The organism is Acaryochloris sp. IP29b_bin.148 (assembly GCF_028285565.1).
GTDB lineage: Bacteria > Cyanobacteriota > Cyanobacteriia > Thermosynechococcales > Thermosynechococcaceae > Acaryochloris.
On the sequence record NZ_JANQOY010000112.1, the window covers coordinates 26,340 to 47,082 of the forward strand.

15 protein-coding genes are annotated in these 20,743 nt (G+C 45.4%); 6 read left to right on the forward strand and 9 right to left on the reverse strand.

The window, feature by feature from the left end:
* Window positions 1-59: 59 nt before the first annotated feature.
* The 5 genes from Q0986_RS10585 to Q0986_RS10605 form a co-directional block, all read right to left on the reverse strand.
* Window positions 60-1,232 carry a lipopolysaccharide assembly protein LapB gene (locus Q0986_RS10585; protein ID WP_299409530.1) on the reverse strand — a complete coding sequence of 391 codons (1,173 nt, stop codon included), beginning with the start codon at window positions 1,230-1,232 and terminating at the stop codon, window positions 60-62.
* A 34-nt stretch (window positions 1,233-1,266) separates the two neighbouring features.
* Window positions 1,267-2,577, reverse strand: a complete 1,311-nt coding sequence (locus Q0986_RS10590; RefSeq protein ID WP_299409533.1) for a tetratricopeptide repeat protein — start codon at window positions 2,575-2,577, stop codon at window positions 1,267-1,269.
* A 27-nt stretch (window positions 2,578-2,604) separates the two neighbouring features.
* Window positions 2,605-4,839: a caspase family protein gene (locus tag Q0986_RS10595; RefSeq protein WP_299409537.1), complete on the reverse strand. Its 2,235-nt coding sequence runs from the start codon at window positions 4,837-4,839 to the stop codon at window positions 2,605-2,607.
* A gap of 18 nt (window positions 4,840-4,857) precedes the next feature.
* Window positions 4,858-7,323: a CHAT domain-containing tetratricopeptide repeat protein gene (locus tag Q0986_RS10600; RefSeq protein WP_299409540.1), complete on the reverse strand. Its 2,466-nt coding sequence runs from the start codon at window positions 7,321-7,323 to the stop codon at window positions 4,858-4,860.
* A gap of 145 nt (window positions 7,324-7,468) precedes the next feature.
* Complete coding sequence (locus tag Q0986_RS10605; protein WP_299409543.1) at window positions 7,469-10,060, reverse strand: filamentous hemagglutinin N-terminal domain-containing protein; 2,592 nt, start codon at window positions 10,058-10,060, stop codon at window positions 7,469-7,471.
* Window positions 10,061-10,956: 896 nt separating this feature from the next.
* Between Q0986_RS10605 and Q0986_RS10610 the strand changes: the two genes are divergently transcribed.
* Both Q0986_RS10610 and Q0986_RS10615 read left to right on the forward strand, forming a co-directional pair.
* Complete coding sequence (locus Q0986_RS10610; protein WP_299409547.1) at window positions 10,957-12,678, forward strand: ShlB/FhaC/HecB family hemolysin secretion/activation protein; 1,722 nt, start codon at window positions 10,957-10,959, stop codon at window positions 12,676-12,678.
* 200 nt (window positions 12,679-12,878) lie between these two features.
* The gene (locus Q0986_RS10615; RefSeq protein WP_299409549.1) at window positions 12,879-13,934 is read left to right on the forward strand and encodes an amino acid ABC transporter substrate-binding protein; all 1,056 of its coding nucleotides are present in this window, start codon (window positions 12,879-12,881) and stop codon (window positions 13,932-13,934) included.
* Between the two features lie 122 nt (window positions 13,935-14,056).
* Here Q0986_RS10615 and Q0986_RS10620 read toward each other — a convergent pair whose 3' ends face one another.
* Together Q0986_RS10620 and Q0986_RS10625 are read right to left on the reverse strand one after the other, a co-directional pair.
* On the reverse strand, window positions 14,057-14,548 hold the full coding sequence (locus Q0986_RS10620; RefSeq protein ID WP_299409551.1) for a GNAT family N-acetyltransferase: 492 nt from the start codon (window positions 14,546-14,548) through the stop codon (window positions 14,057-14,059).
* 41 nt (window positions 14,549-14,589) lie between these two features.
* The gene (locus Q0986_RS10625) at window positions 14,590-15,285 is read right to left on the reverse strand and encodes a DnaJ domain-containing protein (protein ID WP_299409554.1); all 696 of its coding nucleotides are present in this window, start codon (window positions 15,283-15,285) and stop codon (window positions 14,590-14,592) included.
* Window positions 15,286-15,483: 198 nt separating this feature from the next.
* Between Q0986_RS10625 and grxC the strand changes: the two genes are divergently transcribed.
* A complete protein-coding gene (gene grxC, locus Q0986_RS10630; protein ID WP_299409558.1) occupies window positions 15,484-15,795 on the forward strand; it encodes a glutaredoxin 3 in 312 nt (103 codons plus the stop codon).
* An 86-nt stretch (window positions 15,796-15,881) separates the two neighbouring features.
* On the opposite strand, the gene Q0986_RS10635 is transcribed toward grxC, so the two are convergent.
* A complete protein-coding gene (locus tag Q0986_RS10635) occupies window positions 15,882-16,733 on the reverse strand; it encodes a fatty acid desaturase (RefSeq protein WP_299409562.1) in 852 nt (283 codons plus the stop codon).
* A 161-nt stretch (window positions 16,734-16,894) separates the two neighbouring features.
* Between Q0986_RS10635 and Q0986_RS10640 the strand changes: the two genes are divergently transcribed.
* Together Q0986_RS10640 and Q0986_RS10645 are read left to right on the forward strand one after the other, a co-directional pair.
* The gene (locus tag Q0986_RS10640) at window positions 16,895-18,124 is read left to right on the forward strand and encodes a TetR/AcrR family transcriptional regulator (protein ID WP_299409565.1); all 1,230 of its coding nucleotides are present in this window, start codon (window positions 16,895-16,897) and stop codon (window positions 18,122-18,124) included.
* Between the two features lie 145 nt (window positions 18,125-18,269).
* The gene (locus Q0986_RS10645) at window positions 18,270-18,677 is read left to right on the forward strand and encodes a VOC family protein (protein WP_299409568.1); all 408 of its coding nucleotides are present in this window, start codon (window positions 18,270-18,272) and stop codon (window positions 18,675-18,677) included.
* Between the two features lie 128 nt (window positions 18,678-18,805).
* On the opposite strand, the gene Q0986_RS10650 is transcribed toward Q0986_RS10645, so the two are convergent.
* Window positions 18,806-19,690: a LysR family transcriptional regulator gene (locus Q0986_RS10650; RefSeq protein ID WP_299409572.1), complete on the reverse strand. Its 885-nt coding sequence runs from the start codon at window positions 19,688-19,690 to the stop codon at window positions 18,806-18,808.
* A 410-nt stretch (window positions 19,691-20,100) separates the two neighbouring features.
* On the opposite strand from Q0986_RS10650, the gene Q0986_RS10655 reads away from it, so the two are divergent.
* Window positions 20,101-20,712 carry a flavodoxin domain-containing protein gene (locus Q0986_RS10655; RefSeq protein WP_299409575.1) on the forward strand — a complete coding sequence of 204 codons (612 nt, stop codon included), beginning with the start codon at window positions 20,101-20,103 and terminating at the stop codon, window positions 20,710-20,712.
* The last annotated feature ends 31 nt before the right edge of the window (window positions 20,713-20,743 follow it).

Here is a 20,743-nt window from a genome sequence, read left to right on the forward strand (position 1 = left end):
CAGACATATTTGTATGGGAGTGAATCTGGACTCTTAACTAATTCTCAGCAGAGTGTCGATCATAAAATGCCTTTTTTTTCAAAAATAGATAATTTTTCCTGTATATTCTGCAAAATTTGTGCATCTCCAAGCTCAGCCGCACTGATTTGAGCACAACGAAATTGATGAAGGGATTTTTGAGATTCTCCGGCCTGATCGTACAGTGTTGCTAGACCCAGTTGAGCCAACAGTAATTCCTCCAAATTCTCTGAAGTGGTTGCCAAGTCAATCGCCTTGGCAAAATTTTTCTCAGCTAACAATTTAAGGCCACTTTTCAGATAAACATCTCCTAATAGCCGATAGACCTTACTACTTTCAATGTTTAGATTCACTAAATGCTCTAATTCAATGATGCTTCTAGCGGTAAGTCGATAATTCGGATAGATGTCTTCTACCAGCATCAAGGTTTTAATGTCTTGGGGGAGATCCATCGCCTGGATGGCAGAAATTTCTGTTTCTGCTGCCGTTGCTTGCTGCTCCGATAATACGTTGAACCGTGGTTTTAGCGTCTCATCAAGGGACGTGCTACCTGTATCTGCTTGAACCACTAAAGTATATAAACGCCCTGGCTTGAGCGTTGCCGTTCCCTTGGGGTAGGGGATCTCAGTTTGGTCCGTATTGATCTGCCATAGTCGTTTCTCTCTGCTTGAAAGGGTTACTACATAACGTTCTGCCTTCTGAACTGGGTTCCAGCGGATTATAGGTGTTGAATGGAGCACTGAACCAGAGCGAGGAGCAATCACATAAGGAACAGAGGCATCACGACCACCCGCTAAATCACCCACTTCAACATGAGGTCTAAAGGCAGAGGGTGTTCTAGGGCAACCATTATTGACCACGGATATGGTGCCAGCGGGCACGAGCCAGCGAGTTTTGCCGTTGGGACAAATCACGAATACGCGGCTGCCTCGCTGAGGCTGAATAAAATCTGCTCCAGCCAGCACTGTTCCATGAAGCGCTTTCTGAAACCGTTGCCATCCCCGACGCCGAACTTTAACGTTGCCTTGAATGGATAAAATTCTGGCCCATCTAGCTTCAGCAGAACACTGGACTGTACCTAAACAGAAGGTAGACAGGATTAAAACGCTGATAAGCTTTCCAGCCGTTGGGTTCGCTGAACATCGTTTTTTTATGACTCTGGCATTGAAGAGCCTATAAGGATAAGCCGTAGTTGAAAAGCGTTTAAACAACATTGGTGTGTTTCTCGACTTTTTGTCTCAAAAGAGGTTACTTGCGTACGTTTGCAGCATCTTTAGACGTGGTTGAGTTCGTTAACACTTTGCGCGCCATCCCTTCCCAGACATCGTGTTCAGGGCGATTGGCATATGCTAAGCATTGCTCCCAAGCTTTCTCGACTGAAGGCAGGGAATTGGACTGGCCATTATTTGAAACCGTACTTGGAGACTGAATGGGTATCGCGTTCTGTTTTTCTAAGACCTGCGCCAGTAAACAATAGGCACCGGGACGTTTGGGTGTCATCGTTTCGCTAAGACGAGTGGCTTCCATCAGTTCTGTTTCAGCCTCAGGGAGGCGATTTTGGGCTAAGCGCACTTGGCCTAAATTCTTGCGCAAGGCGTATTCTAGTTCAGCGCCTTGTTGATGAGGAGCAAGATCTTTTAAGGCTAAACGGAGTAACGGGCTGGCCTTGGCATGGTCTGATTCAAGGATATACAGATGGGCCAAATTGTTGTATGCGGGGAGATGCCCGCCTTTGACGGCCTTAAGATATTCCTTCTGAGCTTGATCGTGTTCTTGATATTCTTCATAAATCACCCCCAGACTAAACTGAGCCTCTGGAAACTCTGGCTTTAACTTAATCGCTCGCCTGAGATGAGCTTCGGCACTGGCCCAGTCTCCATCCTGATATAAGGTTTTGCCTCGCTGGAGATAGAGTTGTGCAAGGGCAGGTAAGCCCACGGAGTGGAAGCTCAAAAGTCCTGCAAATAGAACAGCTGTTAGGTAGAATTTGAGTCTGGGCCAGTTTCTCTGTGCTGAAGAGCGATGAGAGAAGAGCGATGACAATAACTGCTGCCCCATTTGTGTGAGAACGCCCCCACTTGCCAAAAGCGTAATCACGATAGGGACCAGCGCCCCCACTGAACTCCAGATGCCGATCCATGCCGCTCCGACGATAAAACGAGTGGCAATATCCTGAGTGATGGCTAAATTTAGGGTGACGGTTGCTAACGTTAAGCTTCCCCATAACCAATGATGAGAGTCTTCGGCAGGGTACCACCACCAGAAATGAGTAGGAGGGTTAAAGCTTTGACGCCATATTGGCAATTGTGGGCAGTCTGCCAATCGAATCGCTTGTTCTTGTAACAGAGCGTCTGCTTCAGTTAGCGTCAACCATAGGGATAGGGGGATCTCATCTGTGTTCGGTTGGACGGCTATTTGTTGTAGGAGGTGCTGGATGCGATCGCGACTTTTTAATATCCCCAAAACCTGCTCTTCGGACCAGTCTTGTGCCTTAGCCAGTTGAGAAACAGTCTGACTATAGTGCTTGCAGGTTGTTTGCAGTAATTCTAGCTGTCTCATAAATGATGCCAAACTAGTCAGACAATTTTAAGGACGACTCACAGGTGATTCCTGGGCCGGAACCACTTCATACAATAAGGACAGGACAGCCGTCTGATTCACATCAACGGCAGATAGATCAGAGCGTGTCGCATTTGGATTGCTGCTGCCCCGGCGAGTATCGAGGGAGCTAAAAAGGTCTTGCATTGCTGTGTTGGTGTTGATCTCTCTGTTAGAGGCTCGTTGTTGAGTACTAATGCGGCTGAGGGTTTTAAGGGCACCACGCAGTGACTGCGTACTGGCGATAACGAGCAGTTGTGTCAGACCATAGGGATCTCTGGCCCTCAGTGGCCCTAACTCAAATGATTTACCTGCCTTGAGAATGCCCTGACTCAGGTCATCACTCGTTGGTGGAAATAAAACAGTGACGTCTGCGTCTGCATCAACGACCAATAGACCAATATGGAGATCCTGAATCTCTTTGTTCCGAATCGAAATCGTGACCTGATGCCCCTCAGGAATGGTTTCAACGCCTCGTTTGGTTAAGGTGGGAACGATGATTGCGGTACTGTCGCTCCCCCTTGTCGTGGTGGAACTGCGGGAGCGATTGTGATCCACGGATAGTTCAATATTGAGTTTTGAAGCCTTTTGATTGACCATCAGCGCCAGCATGCGGCCAATCAATAAGCTTTTGAGCTGGGGTTTAAGACGCTCTTTAATAGCGGCTGATACCGACTGAGTCGGTGACCCAAAAGACCCCTGCAGGATAGGTTCTTGAGTCGCAGTCAGTAAACCAATACTATTGACCTCTGGCAAATTGGGGACCCCGGCCCGCTCAAGACGCTGCTGAATCTCAAGGGTGAATCGGCCTAAGAGAACGTCAACGGTTGCCCCTGAATGAAGTTGGGATACTTCAACAAAACGATTCTGTTGGAGGGATGCTATTGCTGTTTGTTTTTCCTCTGCTGTTAGCGTATCGTCTAGACCCACTCGGAGTTTGAAATTATTCGGCAGCGTTCTAACCCGCTCTTGTAGAAAGCGGCCATTAGCGGCAGAACGATTGGAGCCACTGATTTTCCCTTCGGCAGTCAGTCCAGTTCTGGGTGACGCTTGTTTGACCTGCCCAATGGCATTGCCTTGATCGTCGATCAGAGAGAACTCAGCCCCCTGGTCAAAGGCAGCCAAACTGTGAGGGTCCAGTCCTCCTAGCCAAAGTTTGACATTGTTATTGGCTAAGGTTTCTAAAATAACGGCTTCTGCGGACTGGGTAGACGGTTGGAAGTGATAGATGGGCTTTTGTTTAACCTGTTCGTTGTTTTCTGGATCGTATTCAGGAATTTGACTGTGCTGAGACAGTTGCGTTGTGTTCCGAGCCACGGCTGGAATCGTTTGGCTAACGGAAAGGGGCGCCGTCTCCTGCCACAGATGTTGGGTTAAAAGGTACGTGAAGGCCCCTGCATAAAAACCATCAAAGGGATAGTCGGCGGATTGCTGATTCTGCTTGGAGGAAGTGACAACAATTCCCTTCCCCTCATCGGACTGGATACGGTTGATAAAGTCTTGCGGTCCCCATCCCAATTTTGATAGCCACTGCTGTTGGTAGTCCCATTCATTAGCCACAATGTTAGGGGCCTTGTTAGTCTGAAGCTCTATATCGGTCACGCGCGATCGCATCACCACATTACCGCGCTTACCCCCACCGGAATAACAGCAGTCCAGAACGAAGGTGACATTATCTGTGGGTAGCGCCGACCGCATCAGCAGTAGCGTGTGTCCCATAATGTCTTGGACTTCGTTGCTTCCGGTTTCTGCATAATCAATGGGGACAATCGTGCTGTTCTGGCAATTGTCGTCGATGCAGTCACGATCTAAGTTTTTGAAAAATTCTTGCATACGCTCGAATTCTTGGACTTGAGCACCATGACCCGAAAAGTGGAAAACAACGACATCCCCCGCTTTGGCTTGCTTGAGGAGATATTCATGGTAGGCATCTAGAATGCCTTGGCGAGTGGCCTGTTGATTCGTCAAGGTATGGACGTCTTTGGGATTAAATTTGAAGCGATGAATTAAGAGCTGCTTTTGAAGTTCAACGTCTGTGACGGGACCATGCAATTGATCGAGTAATGGATAATCGTTGATACCGATTAAAAGGGCCAGCTTACGTGGAGTGTTTTGGGCCAATACTTTGCCGTAGTTTAGGGCGCGATATTGGAGACTTAGTTGACTGAGCCCAATTGCACCGAGTAAACCTGCCCCACTTTGGAAAAATTGACGTCGTTTCATAATCAAGAAAAGAATAAATTACTGGGCTGATCCGATTAAGGTAAACGCTGCCCAATTCGCTGGCTCTGGGTTGTCCTTCATGGTTTCAAGCATGGCTTGTCGCAAGGCTTGCGCTTTGTCTAAGCCCTTTAGATGCCACTGGCGATAAAATTCCGTCATCAACTGGGCTGTAGGCATATCTGGGACAGCCCAAAGAGAGACGATAACGCTAGGAGAACCAGCAGCAATAAAGGAGCGGGACAGACCAATAACGCCATCTCCGGTAATATCTCCAAGGCCCGTATCACATGCGCTTAGAACCACTAATGAAGCTTTTAAATCTAGCTCATCAAGGATTTCTGAAGTAGTGAGCAAACCGTCTTCTTCCTTATCTTTATCGGGTGCAAGGGCAAGTGCACCTGGAATATCTTGAATGCCAGAATCTTGAGGTTTTCCATATTCCAACAAGCCGTGGGTCGCCAGATGAATAATGCGCGCACCTAACATTTCTTGACTAACTCTAGTCTCCGTTGCATCTGCATCGGTTAATGCTTGACTACCCAATAAGGCTGCAATATCGATGGCTTCTTGTCTGGCACCACGAAGATCAGAAAGCTGTTTCTTTGTTTGGTTATTTACGTCCCAAACACTGGGCATTTTAGGGTTGCCAACTACTAAGATATCTTCAGGACTGAGATCATTAACTGGATCTTGAGATTGACGCTTCTGATAAGTTAAATCTAAGACTTGAATGGATGGAGCAGTTAGGATAGTGTGTTTCTTTACTAAATATTCTTCAGATTCATTTTTAAGTGCTGGAAATGGCGTGAGAAAGAATTCATTTTGAGGAATGAAAACGACATGATCCTCTGAATTATCTGGCAAGAAATCATCTATTGGATCTATGAGAATTTCATGCATTTTTTTAAGATGATTGGATTGAGCCTTAGGGTTATAGTCGATCTCAAAGCCGCCTCGAGTTCTTACACCGATCGCTTTCCTGCTAGATTGAATAAGTTGAGCTAAATCAGAATCTTTAATATCTATTTCTATTTTTTTAAATTTCAATATCCCTGTTGGTTGAACTACCCATATATATAGCTCTGTGCCTCGTCCAAGTTGTTTTCCGAAGTGAGTAAAGCTATCTTCAGGAATAATGGAATATTCAACGAGGGTGAGATTGTTTTTTATTGCGATTTTTTGTATTTGTGAAAAACTAATTAAAGAATTAACGGATTTAATTTCTTCTGAATCTTTAGATGTTAGTAATTTTCTAAACGCCCTCGCTCGACCCTGCTCAGATGCAACCAATGCAGCATCGTATTTTTTTTTCTTTACTAATACTTGTTGAAGGAGATTATAAGAAAAAACTTGCGTATCAAATAATGACACGTTATTGATATCTTGCTGGCCTGGCTTTAGAGATTCTAAAAGTTTAATAGCCTGCCGGATTTTAACTTCTGATGCAGAAAAATCGCCAGAATTATATAGAGAATGTCCCCAGTTGTTAAGGGATCGAGCTTCTAATAGAGGAGAATCTATTTCTTCTGCAATTACTAAGGCTTGCTGATAATAATCAATTGCCTTTTTGTAGTTCTTAAGATCAGAAGCAATAAGCCCTAAACTACCAAGTGCAGAACTTTCCATGCTACGAATTTTATGAAACTTAGAAATTTCGAGGCATTGAGTGTAGTGGTTAAAAGCTTGCTCAAATTCTCGCTGAATATGATAAACCATGCCAATATTGAGCAAGGAATTTGCAACAAGAGGATGATTTCTATCCTGGCGAGCCATCCTCAGTGCAGATTTATGATACACCAATGCCTTTTTGTATTCTTTTAAATTGGTATAAGTAAGTCCCAAGTTCCCCTTGACGATTTGCTCTGCATAACGATCACCAGTTTCTTGAGCAATAGCTAAACTCTCCTGATATATTTGCTTTGCTTTTTTATAGTCGCCTAATGACTCATAAACATTTCCTAAATTGATCAGTACTCGACCTTCATCTTGGCGTTTATTAAGCTGCTGCATAATCTCTATAGCAGCCTGATTTACTTCAATAGATTTAGAATATTGTCCTAGTGCTTTATAGGCTTGACCCATCTTGGATCTTATTTGTCCTTGATAGAACTTACTTATGGGTAAACTTGGTATACGCAGTAACTTTAGATAAGTATCAATAGATTTTTGGTATCGCTCTTGCTCCATGTATGCAGTCCCGAGAGATATTAATGTATGACTAACACCTCGTGAGTCTTTCAGTGAAATGTACCCAGACAATGCTTTTTCAAAATAAGTAATAGCTGTCTCAATATCGTTAGCCTTAAATTGTTCAACACCGATCAAATACAGTTTATTGACTTCTTGAAATTTATTTTCTCCTGACTGAGAAATTATCTTGGCTTCAGTTGAAGCCAATGTTTCACTAGAAAAATAGTATAAAAAGCTAAAAACAACAATAACACTAACAAATAGATGATGAGTTTTGAGTAGCATGATCACCATTTATTCTCTTAAAAAACAAGAATTTCAGGCAGGGATTACTATGAAGATCAGTTAAAAACAAAGGCCCTGCTGGAACATAAAATGACTTAGAGAGCTATGCTGTAAAGCTTTTCAAGAAGTGATAAGCAACAGTAACCAAACTCATTTAAATTGGACTAGATTTTGGGGAGCAATCATCGGATGAATTAGACTGCTTTTGTTTAGGTTGATTAGAATTAAGGGGATTCTTAACTTCTATTTTCATAGAGAAGGTAGCTGATTTTTCCTTCTTGCATATATTTTCAGTTTCCTTATTCTCTAAGTTAAGATTTCTAATTTGCTTTTCATCTTTGCTAGGAGGTTCAGGTGGAGGAGGCAAAGGAGGGGTATAATTCACACCACGGGTACTTCCATAAAAAGTTGAATTTTCATCTTCAATTATAAAAATTGATCCAGCTATACCACTAGCATCTAAAGGAACGTTCTTAGATCTAGAATTCTTGGCATTAATAAAGATATGAAAATCAAAAAAATCAGTATCTTTAGGCCTGCAGCCTGAAGCAGAGCAGCTAAAATTTTCAGGAGATATCTCTTCAAATCCTCCGTCTTTTTTCTTTAGAATAAATGGATCACCATTATTTATAATTGATTCAGATTCAGGACCAGCAGAGAAAGCTACATCTTTGTCACCTAGTACTTGAATCTGATTAGTCTTTGATTTATTATTATAATTTTCCTTAATATGTTCAACAGATGAATCACCAAAACGGATGGTAATGGGAGGAGCATCATCTATACCCGCATTTACAATAATGCTCGCAGGAATATTGTCATCAAACCTTATTTGGGTTGTATCTTTTTCTGAGACTTTTATTCCTTTATATTTTAGGAAATTTTGTATTCCAAAACTTTTAACAGATACAAACCCGCTCTCTATAATAGTACCATCTATACTATTTTGATTCTTAGTGCCTTGAATTCGGACTAATCCATTCAAAGCTTCAATATTCAATCCACCAGCACCTGTAGTAATCGTTTGGGTATTAATATCCCCTTTTTCTGAAACTAACTCTACAGAACTTGCTACTGTTATCCCTAATTTAGTAGAAGTAAATAAAGAATCGATATCGCCAGCAATCATATCTCCTGTAGTTCTGATAATAATATTTCTTCCTTTGGCAGTAATTGATTCCTCTTGATCCATCATAAACTTCCCACCAGCTTTGAAGATTACTGGTACAGAATCAGGCTCTTTTGAACCATTGTTTTCTAAAAACTCTAAGGATAATTTTGGATTAATACTGATGTCATTTTCGGCGCTGACAATAACTTTTCCTTCTTGAGATTCAAGAGCCATAGCATTAATGGTAATATCTGAATCTTTAAAATCATCTTGGAGTATTTCTGGAAGTGAATCCTCTTCATCTACAGTGCTTGGTTTATCCGAGATAATAATATTTCGTGGGTCTAACAACAGTGTTCCCCATTTACCGTGACTCACACTGACATCAACTAAGCCATCAAAATCTAGCTTTTCTTTGCCTGAAATTTCTACAAATCCACCATCACCAGACTGATTACCTCCCCAAGCATTGACATTTCCATAAAAACCCGTCACTTCATCCGCCCAAACAATTACCTCGCCCCCATCACCCTCAGCAAACGCATTAGCATTAATCACTGAATTCTCACTAATAAATGTGCGTTTTGCAGTGGGTATTGATCCTTTACCTTGAAAATCCCCACCAATCAGGACATTGCCCCCATCGCTATCCCCCGAAACATCAACAACAGCATCCACCACCCCAACTCTGTCACCCAAAACTAAAACCGAGCCACCCTTCTGATTCTCAAGCGTATTAGAAGCATCAATCTTTCCAGCAGCAATAACAGTCCCCGCAACCGGATCAACGCTGACATTAGAACCCGACAGCACAAGCTGTCCCTTGCTATTGACACTTAGATTTGTTGCATTCTGAATATCCCCACCCGTCAACAGATTAGGCAGAGAAGTAATCGGTAGCGTCCAATCATTAGGTAACGTGCCTGCTGTAGAAAGAGGCTTAAACTCTAGACTCAATAGATGATTCTCTTGGCTCAACCGCACTAGATTCTGCCCCGGCACCGCCACAGCATTCACCTGCCCTCCAGGAGCCTTCAGCTCACCTTGGTTAATGACTATTCCCCCCATCAACGTTAAATTTTGACCTGGGTTGACAGATAAGTTACCTGTATTGGTAATTGCGCCGGGTTCCTGCGTTGTAAACGCAAAAGCGGTAGGAGTTCCCACTAAATTGGCATAGTCATTTGGGCCTGAACCACCAAACCAATTAGACTCAAAGCCAATTCCATTGGCAGTCGTTGCTGTAAAAGCAGCAGGCACATCTAAGGCAGCATTGGGACCAAAGATCATGCCAGCAGGATTCATAAGATAGAGATTGGCATTGCTGCCTGTTACCTTAATCAGCCCGTTAATCACAGATGGGTCACCCCCCATCACACGACCTAAAATATTGCGGGTGGCAGGGTTAGAGAGAAAATTAGCAACCTGCTGCTGACTGAGGCCGAACTTCTCAAAGCTATGGAATAAATTGGCTCCATCCTTAGAAAGTTGTCCTCCACTGATGTCAAATTGGTTGCCTGATTTTGAAATTTGGGTATCTGTACTATTAGATTCAGCCTGGATTTGGGCCTGGGTTGGTAGTGCAAAGAATACTGTACAGGTAAGGGATGCAACACATAAGCTGATGGGTCTCACGTTAACTCTCCAGTAAAAGCAAAAAGCTTAATCACTACTGAGGCTGAAATAGACAATGAATTATGCTCATTTTTTTGCGAGCACTGTTCTTAGCTAAAGTCGAAAATAAGTGAGTCAATCCCACAGGTGCCGACGTATATTTATCTATAAAAAGAAGAAAGATTATGCAAAAAACAATGATATTTATACCTTTATGGAATGAAAATATAGAATTTATCCTGCCTATATAACGAAGAGTATTTTCATGTAATTAAGGATTTTTTGCTCCCTTAAATCTCTATTTGACTTTCCCCGACTGGAGGTCAGACAGAGAAAGCTATCCATACCAAAATATCGATTTTATTTATAAGCGAATCATTCCAGTGCGGTGTAATTCTGGGCATATCCCGAGGTTAGGGGAGTTAATTTTGAAAACCTCTAAAGGCCCTCACCCCCAGCCCCTCTCCCAGAATTGGGAGAGGGGAGCTAGATGCCATATAGGTCTTGCATTTCTCCCCCTTCGCCCAAGGTTGGGAGAGGGGGGCTGGGGGGGTGAGGGCCAAACTTCAAGATGCTCTCCCCCAACTGTTGGATACGCCCTGTAATTCCTCCATGGCATTAAGCTCATAGCGTACTTTTCGGCCTTGAACTCAATATTTGCTTCAATTCCCTGCATAAAAACCTAGAATTCAGCAGATAAAACACTGAAGCACTTACTTATCTCCGTATTTCTTTATTAGATAAATCGTGAGAGTACAGTCTCATTGAGATCAACTCTTCCAATAAGAAGCCCACAGAATCTACTTTAAGTTGATGAATTTGAGTCATCTGCAAGCATTTGGAACGAATGGATGAAAAATATTTTTTGGCATTACTCTGCTCAAGATATGCTGCATTGGCTTGGAACTAATAGCGTAATGTCAACTATCTTGATCCTTTACCCTGTCCTACCCGTCCAAGCAAATATTAAAACTCCAGTTAATGTTGATGCTCCGTCAATTGCTCCAACACCTTCTATCCCACCTATTGCGCAACAAACCCTTCCCCGGACTAATCCCAATGATGATCGTTTATTGCCGTCCACAATACCGGAAGAACTACTTAAAAAGCAGCCTCAAGAGCGACTAGAAATTGAAAAATCACCTACTCCAGAATTAGATGTTGAATCTGCTGATCCAAACCTGATTATTGATGTCAGCAAAATTGTAGTAGAGGGCAATACCATTATTAGTGATGAGGATATTGCTACGATTACTCAACCTTTAGAAGGGAAACCTGTCCGTCTGAAAGAACTGCAAGGCGTTGCCAACGAGATGACCCGACGCTATGTCGAAGCTGGCTACCTGACTACTCAAGCGGTCTTAGGCAATCAAGTGATTGAAGCAGGTATGGTCACAATCAGCGTAATTGAAGGGGCCTTGCCAACCATTGAAATTGAGGGCAATGGTCGGTTGAAGGAGAGCTATATTCGAGATCGCATCCAATTAGGTTTAAACAAACCTCTGAATACCACCAAACTGGAAGAGAACCTCAGACTGTTGAGCTTCGATCCCTTATTCAAAGAGGTGAAAGGCAGTCTCAAACCTGGAAAAGACCCAGGAGAAACGCGCTTAGCTGTACAAGTCAAACGGCAAAAACCCTGGTCTCTCAACCTTGGCATTGATAACTATTCCGTACCTAGTATTGCACCCGAGCGGGCGGGTGCTACTTTCACCTATCGCAACCTCACAGGACTCGGGGATTACGCGACGGCTTCATATTACACGGGTTTAAACCTGGGTGATTTTGACCGAGCTGCTTTAAATCAATATAGCTTTGGCTATGGCGTTCCTCTCAACGCCATGAATGGCACCCTCCAATTTCGAGCAGATATTAATAACCGCAAGATTACAGATCCAGCCTTAGCGGCCCTCAATATTGAGGGGAACTCGGAACTCTACGAACTCAGTTATAGGCAACCCGTGATCAGGACTCTCCGAGAAGAGTTTGCTCTATCGGTGGGCTTTGCTATTCAAGAGGGAGAAACGCTGATTAGCCCACCCTTCTTGGATACCAGAGATCGCAATCGCGTCCTCAGTTTGGGCCAAGATTATCTCAGACGAGATCCTCAAGGATTTTGGTCAGCTCGTTCCCAATTTAATCTCGGTCTCGATATTTTTGATGCGTCGGCGGGCAGTTTTTTTAGCTGGTCGGGACAAGCCCAACGAGTGCAGCGGTTAGGCAATGATTTTCTCTTAATTATGCAGGGCGAACTGCAATTAACACCCGATACTTTGCCGTCCTTCTATGACTTTGTGATTGGTGGTGGTCAGTCACTACGAGGCTATCGCCAAAATGCGCGATCGGGGGACAATGGCTACCGTTTGTCCATAGAAGGTCGCATTCTAGTTCTCCGTAATTCCCAAAAAGAACCGACCCTCCAGTTAGCCCCATTTTTTGATGTTGGCCAAGTTTGGAATACTGGCAACGACCGTGTATTTGAAAACTTTTTAGCGGGGGTAGGGATTGGCGTTCTTTGGGAACCGTTCCCTCGCTTCAACCTTCGCCTTGATTATGGGCACCCCATTATTGGCATTACCGAAGGGACACGGAGCCTACAGGATGAAGCGATCTATTTCAGTGTTAGCTATAGCCCTTAATGTCACAATGAGGTGTGTGTCCGGACTGGGTTTATTCCTGTCTTCCGATGGGATACTTTGACAGAGCACTATAAAATCTGATTGACGTTATCTTGTGCGAGATGACCCTGCACTGAGTTCTGCGATCAAGATTGTCGCTTGGTTGTAGAACCTGGGCCAGCGCCCCTTTATAAACCTCTATAGAAACCACATCCCACCTTATGATCAAACCGTTTTCTCTGCTGTGCGCTAGTCTATTATGCGCGTCGGTTCTGGCAAGCTGTAGTAATTCCAGTCAGCCGGGAGCAAGCAACTCCACCAATGCGGAAGGCCGATTGCTAAAGGTGCTCAATCAGAAGAAGGTGCGCTGTGGAATCAGCGGTGAATTACCAGGCTTTAGCTTTGTGGATGACCAAGGTAATTATTCGGGCTTAGATGTGGATATTTGTCGTGCGATCGCAGCGGCCTTATTTGACGATCCCAATGCCGTTGAGTATCGCCCCCTCAACGCCAAAGAACGATTTACCGCTGTCCAAACGGGGGAAGTGGATGTCCTTAGCCGCAACACTACTTGGACCCTAGAGCGAGATAGCTCCGTCCGCATGGCCTTTGCTCCTGTGGTGTTCTATGACGGCCAAGGCATAATGGTCAAAGCAAATAGCGGCATTAAAACCCTTAAGGATTTCCAAAATCGGGCCATTTGCACCCAAACCGGAACCACCAACGAGAAAAACCTGGCCGATCAAATGCGTAAGCTCAAGGTGGCCTATAAATCCGTGGTTTACGATGATATCAATGCCGCCTATGCGGCCTATATCGAAGGTCGCTGCGATGGTGTCACCTCAGATCGCTCTCAGCTTGTATCTCGGCGGACATCCCTGCCGGACCCCGAGAGCCATACCATTTTGGATGAGGTGATGTCTAAGGAACCCTTAGCGCCTGCGGTTGTGGATGGGGATTCTCAATGGGTAGATGTTGTACGTTGGGTGGTGAATGCCACGATTGAAGCGGAAGAGCTGGGAATTGAGCAGGGGAATCTCGCCTCCTTTGCCAACAGCGACGATCCCGTGATCCAACGATTCCTGGGAAAGAAGGATGAATTGGGTAAAAGCTTGGGCTTAAGCCCCGATTTTGCAGCGCGAGTAGTCAAGCATGTGGGCAATTATGGCGAAATTTATAATCGTAATTTAGGTCCCAAAACCGGACTTAATCTACCCAGAGGCCAAAATCAACTGTGGACTCAAGGGGGATTATTATATTCTCCGCCTTTTCGTTGACATCCTCATCCAGCCAACCTAACGGTATGGTTAGAGATTCCTCGGATCACTCCGAAGATTTCCTATTTCAGTGCCAGTTGACTAGAATTCAGATCACAGGGCCATGAGAGAGTACGCAGGGGTCAAATGAGTCCACTGGCTTTGCTTAAACTCATTCGATGACCGATGCTTTCAAAGCCTTGCTGTTGATAGAAATGAAGAGCTGATGTATTGAAATCACACACCTCAAACCAAATCCATTTCAGATCGTCAATTTGTTGGGCAAAGGATTTCATGGTGGAAATTAATAGTGCTCCGATTCCCTGCCGCCGAAATTTATTCTCTACGTAGATTTGGTGTAAAAAAATCGTTTTTCTAGGGTGAGAGAAGATCGTTTCTTCACGCTCACTCACTTCAAAATGAATGTATCCGACAATTTGGTTTGCGATCGCAGCCACATAGATAATCTCTTGATCTATTTTTTGATGCAGATAATCAACCGCATTTTCAAACGTCAATGCTCGAAAGATCTCAGGACAGGCTTGGGAATGGATTTGGTTCAAGCTCATCATTTGCTCAGCGACTGCATTGATGTCTGGCGTTTCTAGCCTACGGATTATTGGAGCATTTGTCATATGACCAAGATTGATAGTCGGTGAGCCGGATACTGCCCACCTTAGAACACAGCTTTCATCGCTGCTTGCACCTCACTGCGGAGCTTTTTGGACAGGCGAAACAATTCACGTCCAGTGGTTAAATAACTGTCATCATAGGAGAGCGTAAACCGCTCTAGATCTTCGATACCATCTTCAACATGGTTGATGCAGTAATACAAATGGGCAGCGACGCTGGCAATGTTGCCAGGATTGGGAAATGATTGGAAGGCTCTCTGAGCAGCTTCTAAGCGCGTGCGGCAATCGGTGAGGTAATCCTGAAAGTCCGCCATTAGATCGTCATCGTAGGGATCTGCGGATAGGCATTGAATTTCAGAGGCCAGCGGATTAAGGATTTGAGCTAAGTGTCGATTCACAGGATTGTAGACCTGTTTTAGCCATTGCTGGAGCTGTATTTCTGTGGTGCGTGCAGTTTGCGTGGGTTGATGGTAAGTTTGGCTGCGGGCCGTGGTGGCTGCAGTCTGAGCGGTCGATCGCCCCGCCGAAGCGGTCTGACTTTGATCATAGACCGAGCGTCGATTCGGATCCTTTAAAACTTCATAGGCTGCGTTCACCTGAGCAATGCGCTCATGATTTGCCATTTGATGGTGGCTATCGGGATGAAATCGCTTGGCTAACCGACGATAAGCAGACTTGATCTCGGCTTGAGTGGCAGCCGGATTCACTTCTAAGGTTTGGTAATGGGTATGACCAGACATGAGGTCATTGTACTGAAGCAAGACAGGGTTGCAAACGCCAAATCTGAGATTTGAACATTCCTTTAAACTCCTGGCGTCCATCAATAATAGAAGAATCGGATGAGTCCTGTGCGATCAACCCAGGGAGATTCGTTTCCGGGTGATTCATGCTTAGAATGGAACCGTGGATGCAGACTAGTTTGATGTTAGGAGTTTCCCATGCCCAATTTTCTCAATACCCTACTAGGACGCCACCCCGAACAGATAAAGGCGAATACTGAAATCTATACTTGGCAGACCTGTCCTTACTGTATTCGAGCCAAATTATTGTTGTCTTGGAAAGGGGTGAAGTACACCGAGTATAAGATTGACGGTAATGAATCAGCACGGGCTCAAATGGCTGAGCGAGCCAACAGTCGCAGAAGCGTCCCCCAAATTTTTATCAATGACGTGCATATTGGGGGCTGTGATGACCTTTACCAGTTGGATTCAGCCGGTCAACTGGATCAGCTGCTGGCCCAGCCCGCTTAAATAATGCAGGCAAACGTGGCACCTCCCTGATGCACTTGGTCTTGCTAAGCACATCAGGGAGGCGTTTGAGTCTCAAAAATTGAGTGCTATCTCAAAGAAGAGGGATAATTTACAATTTTTTTAGCTAATCCCAGCTGCTTCAAAGCGCAGATGGCCCACCAGGTCACGTCGATTTCCCACCAGCGGAACCCTGATTTAGCCACATGGGGATAGGTATGATGATTGTTATGCCAGCCTTCACCGTAGGTTAATAGCGACACCCACCAGAGATTTTGAGCGCCATCATTGGAGGCAAAGGTCCGATAGCCCCACAGATGAGAAGCGGAGTTAACCAGCCAGGTCGAATGCCAAAGTAGCACTGCTCGGACAAAAATACCGTAAACGACAAAGGACCAGCCTCCCATCACATATAGCAGAGCCGCTAAGGGCAATTGCAGCAACAAAAAGTGGCGATCTAACCAGCGATAGAACGGTTGGCGATTTAAGTCAGGGGCGTTCTGGCGATAGAGTTTGGCATCAAAGTACTCGGGGCGAGGATAGAAAATCCACAGAATATGGCTCCACCAAAAGCCGCGCTGAGCAGAGTATGGATCGTCATTAATATGTTCGGTATGGGCATGGTGTTGACGGTGACCACTGACCCAGAAGATTGGCCCCCCTTGAATGGCAAGGGAACCTAGGGTTGCGATCGCATACTCCAACAGTCTCGGTACACGAAAGCTGCGATGACTGAGCAGTCGATGGTAGCCTAAGCAAATCCCAATCCCCCCCAGCAGCCAATGGAGAAATAGAGCAACGCCCAGCGCTGACCAGGAAAAGTAACGTGGGGCCAGCACAACTGCCAGCAGATGGAAGGTGGCAAAAAAGCCAACATTGACCCAACTCAGCGTAGGGGTTTGTCTGCCCTCGGGGGCAGTGATGACAGAGTTCGCAGTCATAAGCATCCTATGGAAAAAGTATGAGGTTCAGCGCTAGCCCATGCCTGTAAAGTGGGGCCTCGCTTTTTGATGAAATCCAAGCTAGAGTAGCAAGTGTTACTTGCATGCTGACATGCTAGCACCTATTTTTATATGGTGCAAGTGTTACTTACATTTTACCTATGCCATCTCAATCTTCAACCCGCCAACGCCTGATTCAATCTGCACTCCGGCTCTTTATCACCCAGGGTATTAGTGGCACCACAACCCGGCAAATAGCCGAAGCCGCTCATGTGAACGAAGTCACGCTTTTTCGGCACTTTGGCAGTAAGCATGGCTTGCTACTGGGGGTACTGGAAGAATCGGCCGCCTTTGAGAAGCTGGGACAGGCCCTAGTCAGCCAGACCAGTCCCTCAGAGCAGCCAGAACAAGGATTAAAAGAATATGCAAGTTATTGCTTGCATGCATTGGGGCAAGTCCCCGATCTGATTCGCTCTTTAGTGGGAGAAGCGGACCAGTATCCCGCCGACAATCGCCTGGCCTTAGGCAAACGTCTGACGGAAACCAATCAATATCTGGCACAATATTTAGCGTCTTTTATGGAGCAACGGCATCTCTCCTCTCGGTTACAGGCTGATCAGATGGCCAGTCTATTTGCCTGTCTGCTGTTGGGGTATGCAGTGGTGGAGTTTACAAGTGACTACCACCAACTCTGGGATCACGAAGAAGACTTTCTGGACTCTGCGGTGCAAATGATCTGGCATGGCGTTCTGGCGACCGTGCCCAGCTCACCCGCTGACCATCCCACTGTTGTGGCTGATTTGCCTGCGGATACGGTGCACTTGATTTTGCGACAGGCTAAAAAACAAGGATTGCAAGATTATGCGCTCGCCTATGTTCTATTTGGGGCTGGGGTATCACCACAGGAATTGGTGGCGTTGTTGCGATCGCAACAAATCAGCAACAACCAACAACATCTTCTCCAAGTTCAAACCCCAACGGGCAGCCGCCAAGTTGCCGTTAATCAATGGATTATGGGCAAGCGTCTGGGGTCCTATACCGCTAATCCGCTGACCAAATGGCTGAAATCGCGGAAAGACGATGCCCTGACAATGTTTATGGATGATCAGCAACAACCCCTTACCGTCGCGGCCATTCAAGATCAATGGCAGTCTTGGACGGCAGGAACGACAACGCTCGCAGGCTGCCCGCCCACTCTGGACCAAGCGCAGCAAACTTGGTGTATTGATATGTTGATGCGAGGGGTGACACTGGACAATCTCAGTCTGTTGACGGGGTGGTCGTTAGATCAGCTAGAACCTTATGCCCTCAGAGCCCAAGAAAAGACGGCCTTGGAACAAGCCACTCGTCTAGACCAAAAACCCGGTTCAGGATCCGCCAGTAAAACCTAAGCGGGCCGTCTCAGTTCGCGCAATACCCGAAATAAGCTGCCTGAGAAGGAGACGTTACAATCTAGGACATAACGTCAGTTTTGGCAAAGTTTGTCAACAGTCCTAAGTTTAGATGCAGTCCTTTACCCCCCAGAAAGATTGACCCATGAAATTTCGATACATCTACACTCGCCTAAACGTTGAGAATTTCCAAGCTTGCAAATCCTTTTATCGCGATGTCTTAGGACTGAATATCAGGTTTGAGGATGATATGGATGAATATGTGGAGTTTGATGCGGATGCTATTCGAATTACGCTCTTCAATCGCCAAAAGCTAGGTGATTTTATTCCTAAGAGTGAAAAGTTAAGTTATGACGATCACAGTGCTCAGATCGTTCTTACATTCCAGGTTAATAATTTGGAAGAGACGATTACCCATCTTAAACATCACAAGGTAGAGCTGTTAGCACCTCCGACCAGTTATCCAGACCGAGGATTTCTCTCCACCTGCTTTCGTGACCCAGGCGGCAATCTGATTGAGATAGAGCAGATGACCGATGTACTTATTTCATAATCTTGCTCGACAATGGCTGAACAAAAGGCTGAGACTCCATGACCAGTCATTATTGCTGTAGATGATGATTCTGCAGTTTTACAAGCCGTTTCTCAGAATTTCCGGAAATCCGTCAATCTTTTAGCGAATTAATTTACAGCGCCACATCCTCTCACCACTTCTATGAATGCTTGCAGCACGGCATTTGAATTATCGCAACGTGATGCCAAGGATAAATCAACCTGGGGGGCATCACTAAGCTGCCGATAAGCGACCTTGGGCCTCTGAAATTGTTGGACTGATGCAGATAGCAATGCTATCCCCATACCTGCTGCTACAAACCCGAGAATGACCTGCATTTCATCCGCTTCTTGAACGACAACGGGACTAAAATTTGCCTGTTGGCAGGCGACAATTGTGCGATCGTAGAGACCACAGCCGCGATGTCGCTGAAACGTAATGAAAGGCTCGTGCGCTAAATCTTGAATTTGGACCTGGTCTTGAGCTGTAAGAGGATGTTGCTCTGGAAGTGCGACTATCAATGGTTCTTCAAGGATTGTTTCAATGCTCAATCTTTCATCCTTTACAGGGGACACCATAAACCCAATATCTATGCGTTGTTTCAGAAGGGCATCAAATTGCTCTTCTGTGGTCATCCCATAGACCTCTAAATCAACATCTGGAAAGCGCTCGCGATACTGCTTCAAAGAGGCCGGGATCACGTCGTAGGTTGAAGATGCTTCGAACCCCACCACCAGTCTTCCAACCTCACCTCGACTGGCGCGTTGGGCCACTTGTATAGCGATTTTGGCTTGGGTTAACACTTGTCGAACTTCGGGCAAAAACGCCGTTCCTGCTGCTGTTAGCTCAACTTTACGCTTGGTTCGGTGAAAGAGTTCTACGCCCAATTCCTGTTCAAGCTGGCGAATTTGACGGCTCAAGGGAGGTTGGGAGATAAGTAGACGTTCAGCCGCTCGCCCAAAACTCAATTCCTCAGCAACCGCCAAGAAATATTGAAGTTGTCGAATCTCCATAACAGACTGATACCTAAAAAGTATTAGTTGTGTTCAAAATCGGTATTGGACAAACATTACAGGCACTCAGTAAGTTTAAGAGGTCTTTTGCAATATGGGTAAAAAAATAAGAGGAGACTTTGGTGCAGGCAGTGTCAATACTGCTTTGCCTGGAAGCAATGACCTAAGAATTATCTCCAGTTATTAGAGGGGTCTAGTACCAAGCCGACAATGGCAAATGACTTAATCACGTAAGGGCACCAAAAGGACTGAGACTGCAATCCAGACAAACTTCGAGGCATTTGACAAAAACGAGTGAGCAGCTATGCCTCCTTGATATCGTTGCGATAGAGGGTTGTTCACTCAGGTAATCCAGTTGTTTACTACACCATTTATTCAGTACACATCATTGTTTCTAGCCAGTGATCTTGATGACCAATATTCTGATTGTCTACACCACAACCCTCGGCAATACCCAGAAAATGGCGGCAGCCGTTGCCAAGGGGGCTCGCTCTGTTACAGGAGTTGAAGTCATCTATAAAAGTTCTGATGAGGTGGAGATTGACCAAGTTAAAACCTGCCAGGCTCTGATTGTGGGCACACCCATCCGTCATCGCACCGCTGATGCCCGTATCAAAGGATTTATTGAAGATACGCTCGAAAAATTGTGGCTCACGGACGACATGGTGGGCAAGGTCGGCGGTGTGTTCAGTGTAGGGGGCGGCTACGGCAATATGGGTGCAGGCTGTGAATTAGCTCAATTAGGTATTCTGAGCGCGATGGCTGCCTGCGGCATGGTGTTGGTGACTTTGCCAAAAACAACGCCAGGGTTCGAAGTGGCAGGAATGCATTGGGGACCCAACGGTCGTTCTGGTGGACCCAAGATGGAGCCCGTTGGGGTCACCGACGCAATGATTGAAACTGCTTTTCATCACGGGGGGAATATTGCACGGGTCGCGATGGCATTGGACAGTAAAGCGGTGATGGCCCGTGGTAATGTTGCGCCTTCTCCAGAAATCGCTGACTTGTTTTTAAACGGCTAACGCAGACTGAAATTATCTAGGAGAAACGAAC

Coding starts and splice junctions, on each gene's coding strand:
- Q0986_RS10650 (WP_299409572.1), bottom strand. CDS start 19,690: ATGGAGATTCGACAACTTCAATATTTCTTGGCGGTTGCTGAGGAATTG.
- Q0986_RS10645 (WP_299409568.1), top strand. CDS start 18,270: ATGAAATTTCGATACATCTACACTCGCCTAAACGTTGAGAATTTCCAA.
- Q0986_RS10655 (WP_299409575.1), top strand. CDS start 20,101: ATGACCAATATTCTGATTGTCTACACCACAACCCTCGGCAATACCCAG.
- grxC (WP_299409558.1), top strand. CDS start 15,484: ATGCCCAATTTTCTCAATACCCTACTAGGACGCCACCCCGAACAGATA.
- Q0986_RS10590 (WP_299409533.1), bottom strand. CDS start 2,577: ATGAGACAGCTAGAATTACTGCAAACAACCTGCAAGCACTATAGTCAG.
- Q0986_RS10625 (WP_299409554.1), bottom strand. CDS start 15,285: ATGTCTGGTCATACCCATTACCAAACCTTAGAAGTGAATCCGGCTGCC.
- Q0986_RS10610 (WP_299409547.1), top strand. CDS start 10,957: ATGTCAACTATCTTGATCCTTTACCCTGTCCTACCCGTCCAAGCAAAT.
- Q0986_RS10585 (WP_299409530.1), bottom strand. CDS start 1,232: ATGTTGTTTAAACGCTTTTCAACTACGGCTTATCCTTATAGGCTCTTC.
- Q0986_RS10620 (WP_299409551.1), bottom strand. CDS start 14,548: ATGACAAATGCTCCAATAATCCGTAGGCTAGAAACGCCAGACATCAAT.
- Q0986_RS10640 (WP_299409565.1), top strand. CDS start 16,895: ATGCCATCTCAATCTTCAACCCGCCAACGCCTGATTCAATCTGCACTC.
- Q0986_RS10595 (WP_299409537.1), bottom strand. CDS start 4,839: ATGAAACGACGTCAATTTTTCCAAAGTGGGGCAGGTTTACTCGGTGCA.
- Q0986_RS10635 (WP_299409562.1), bottom strand. CDS start 16,733: ATGACTGCGAACTCTGTCATCACTGCCCCCGAGGGCAGACAAACCCCT.
- Q0986_RS10615 (WP_299409549.1), top strand. CDS start 12,879: ATGATCAAACCGTTTTCTCTGCTGTGCGCTAGTCTATTATGCGCGTCG.
- Q0986_RS10600 (WP_299409540.1), bottom strand. CDS start 7,323: ATGGTGATCATGCTACTCAAAACTCATCATCTATTTGTTAGTGTTATT.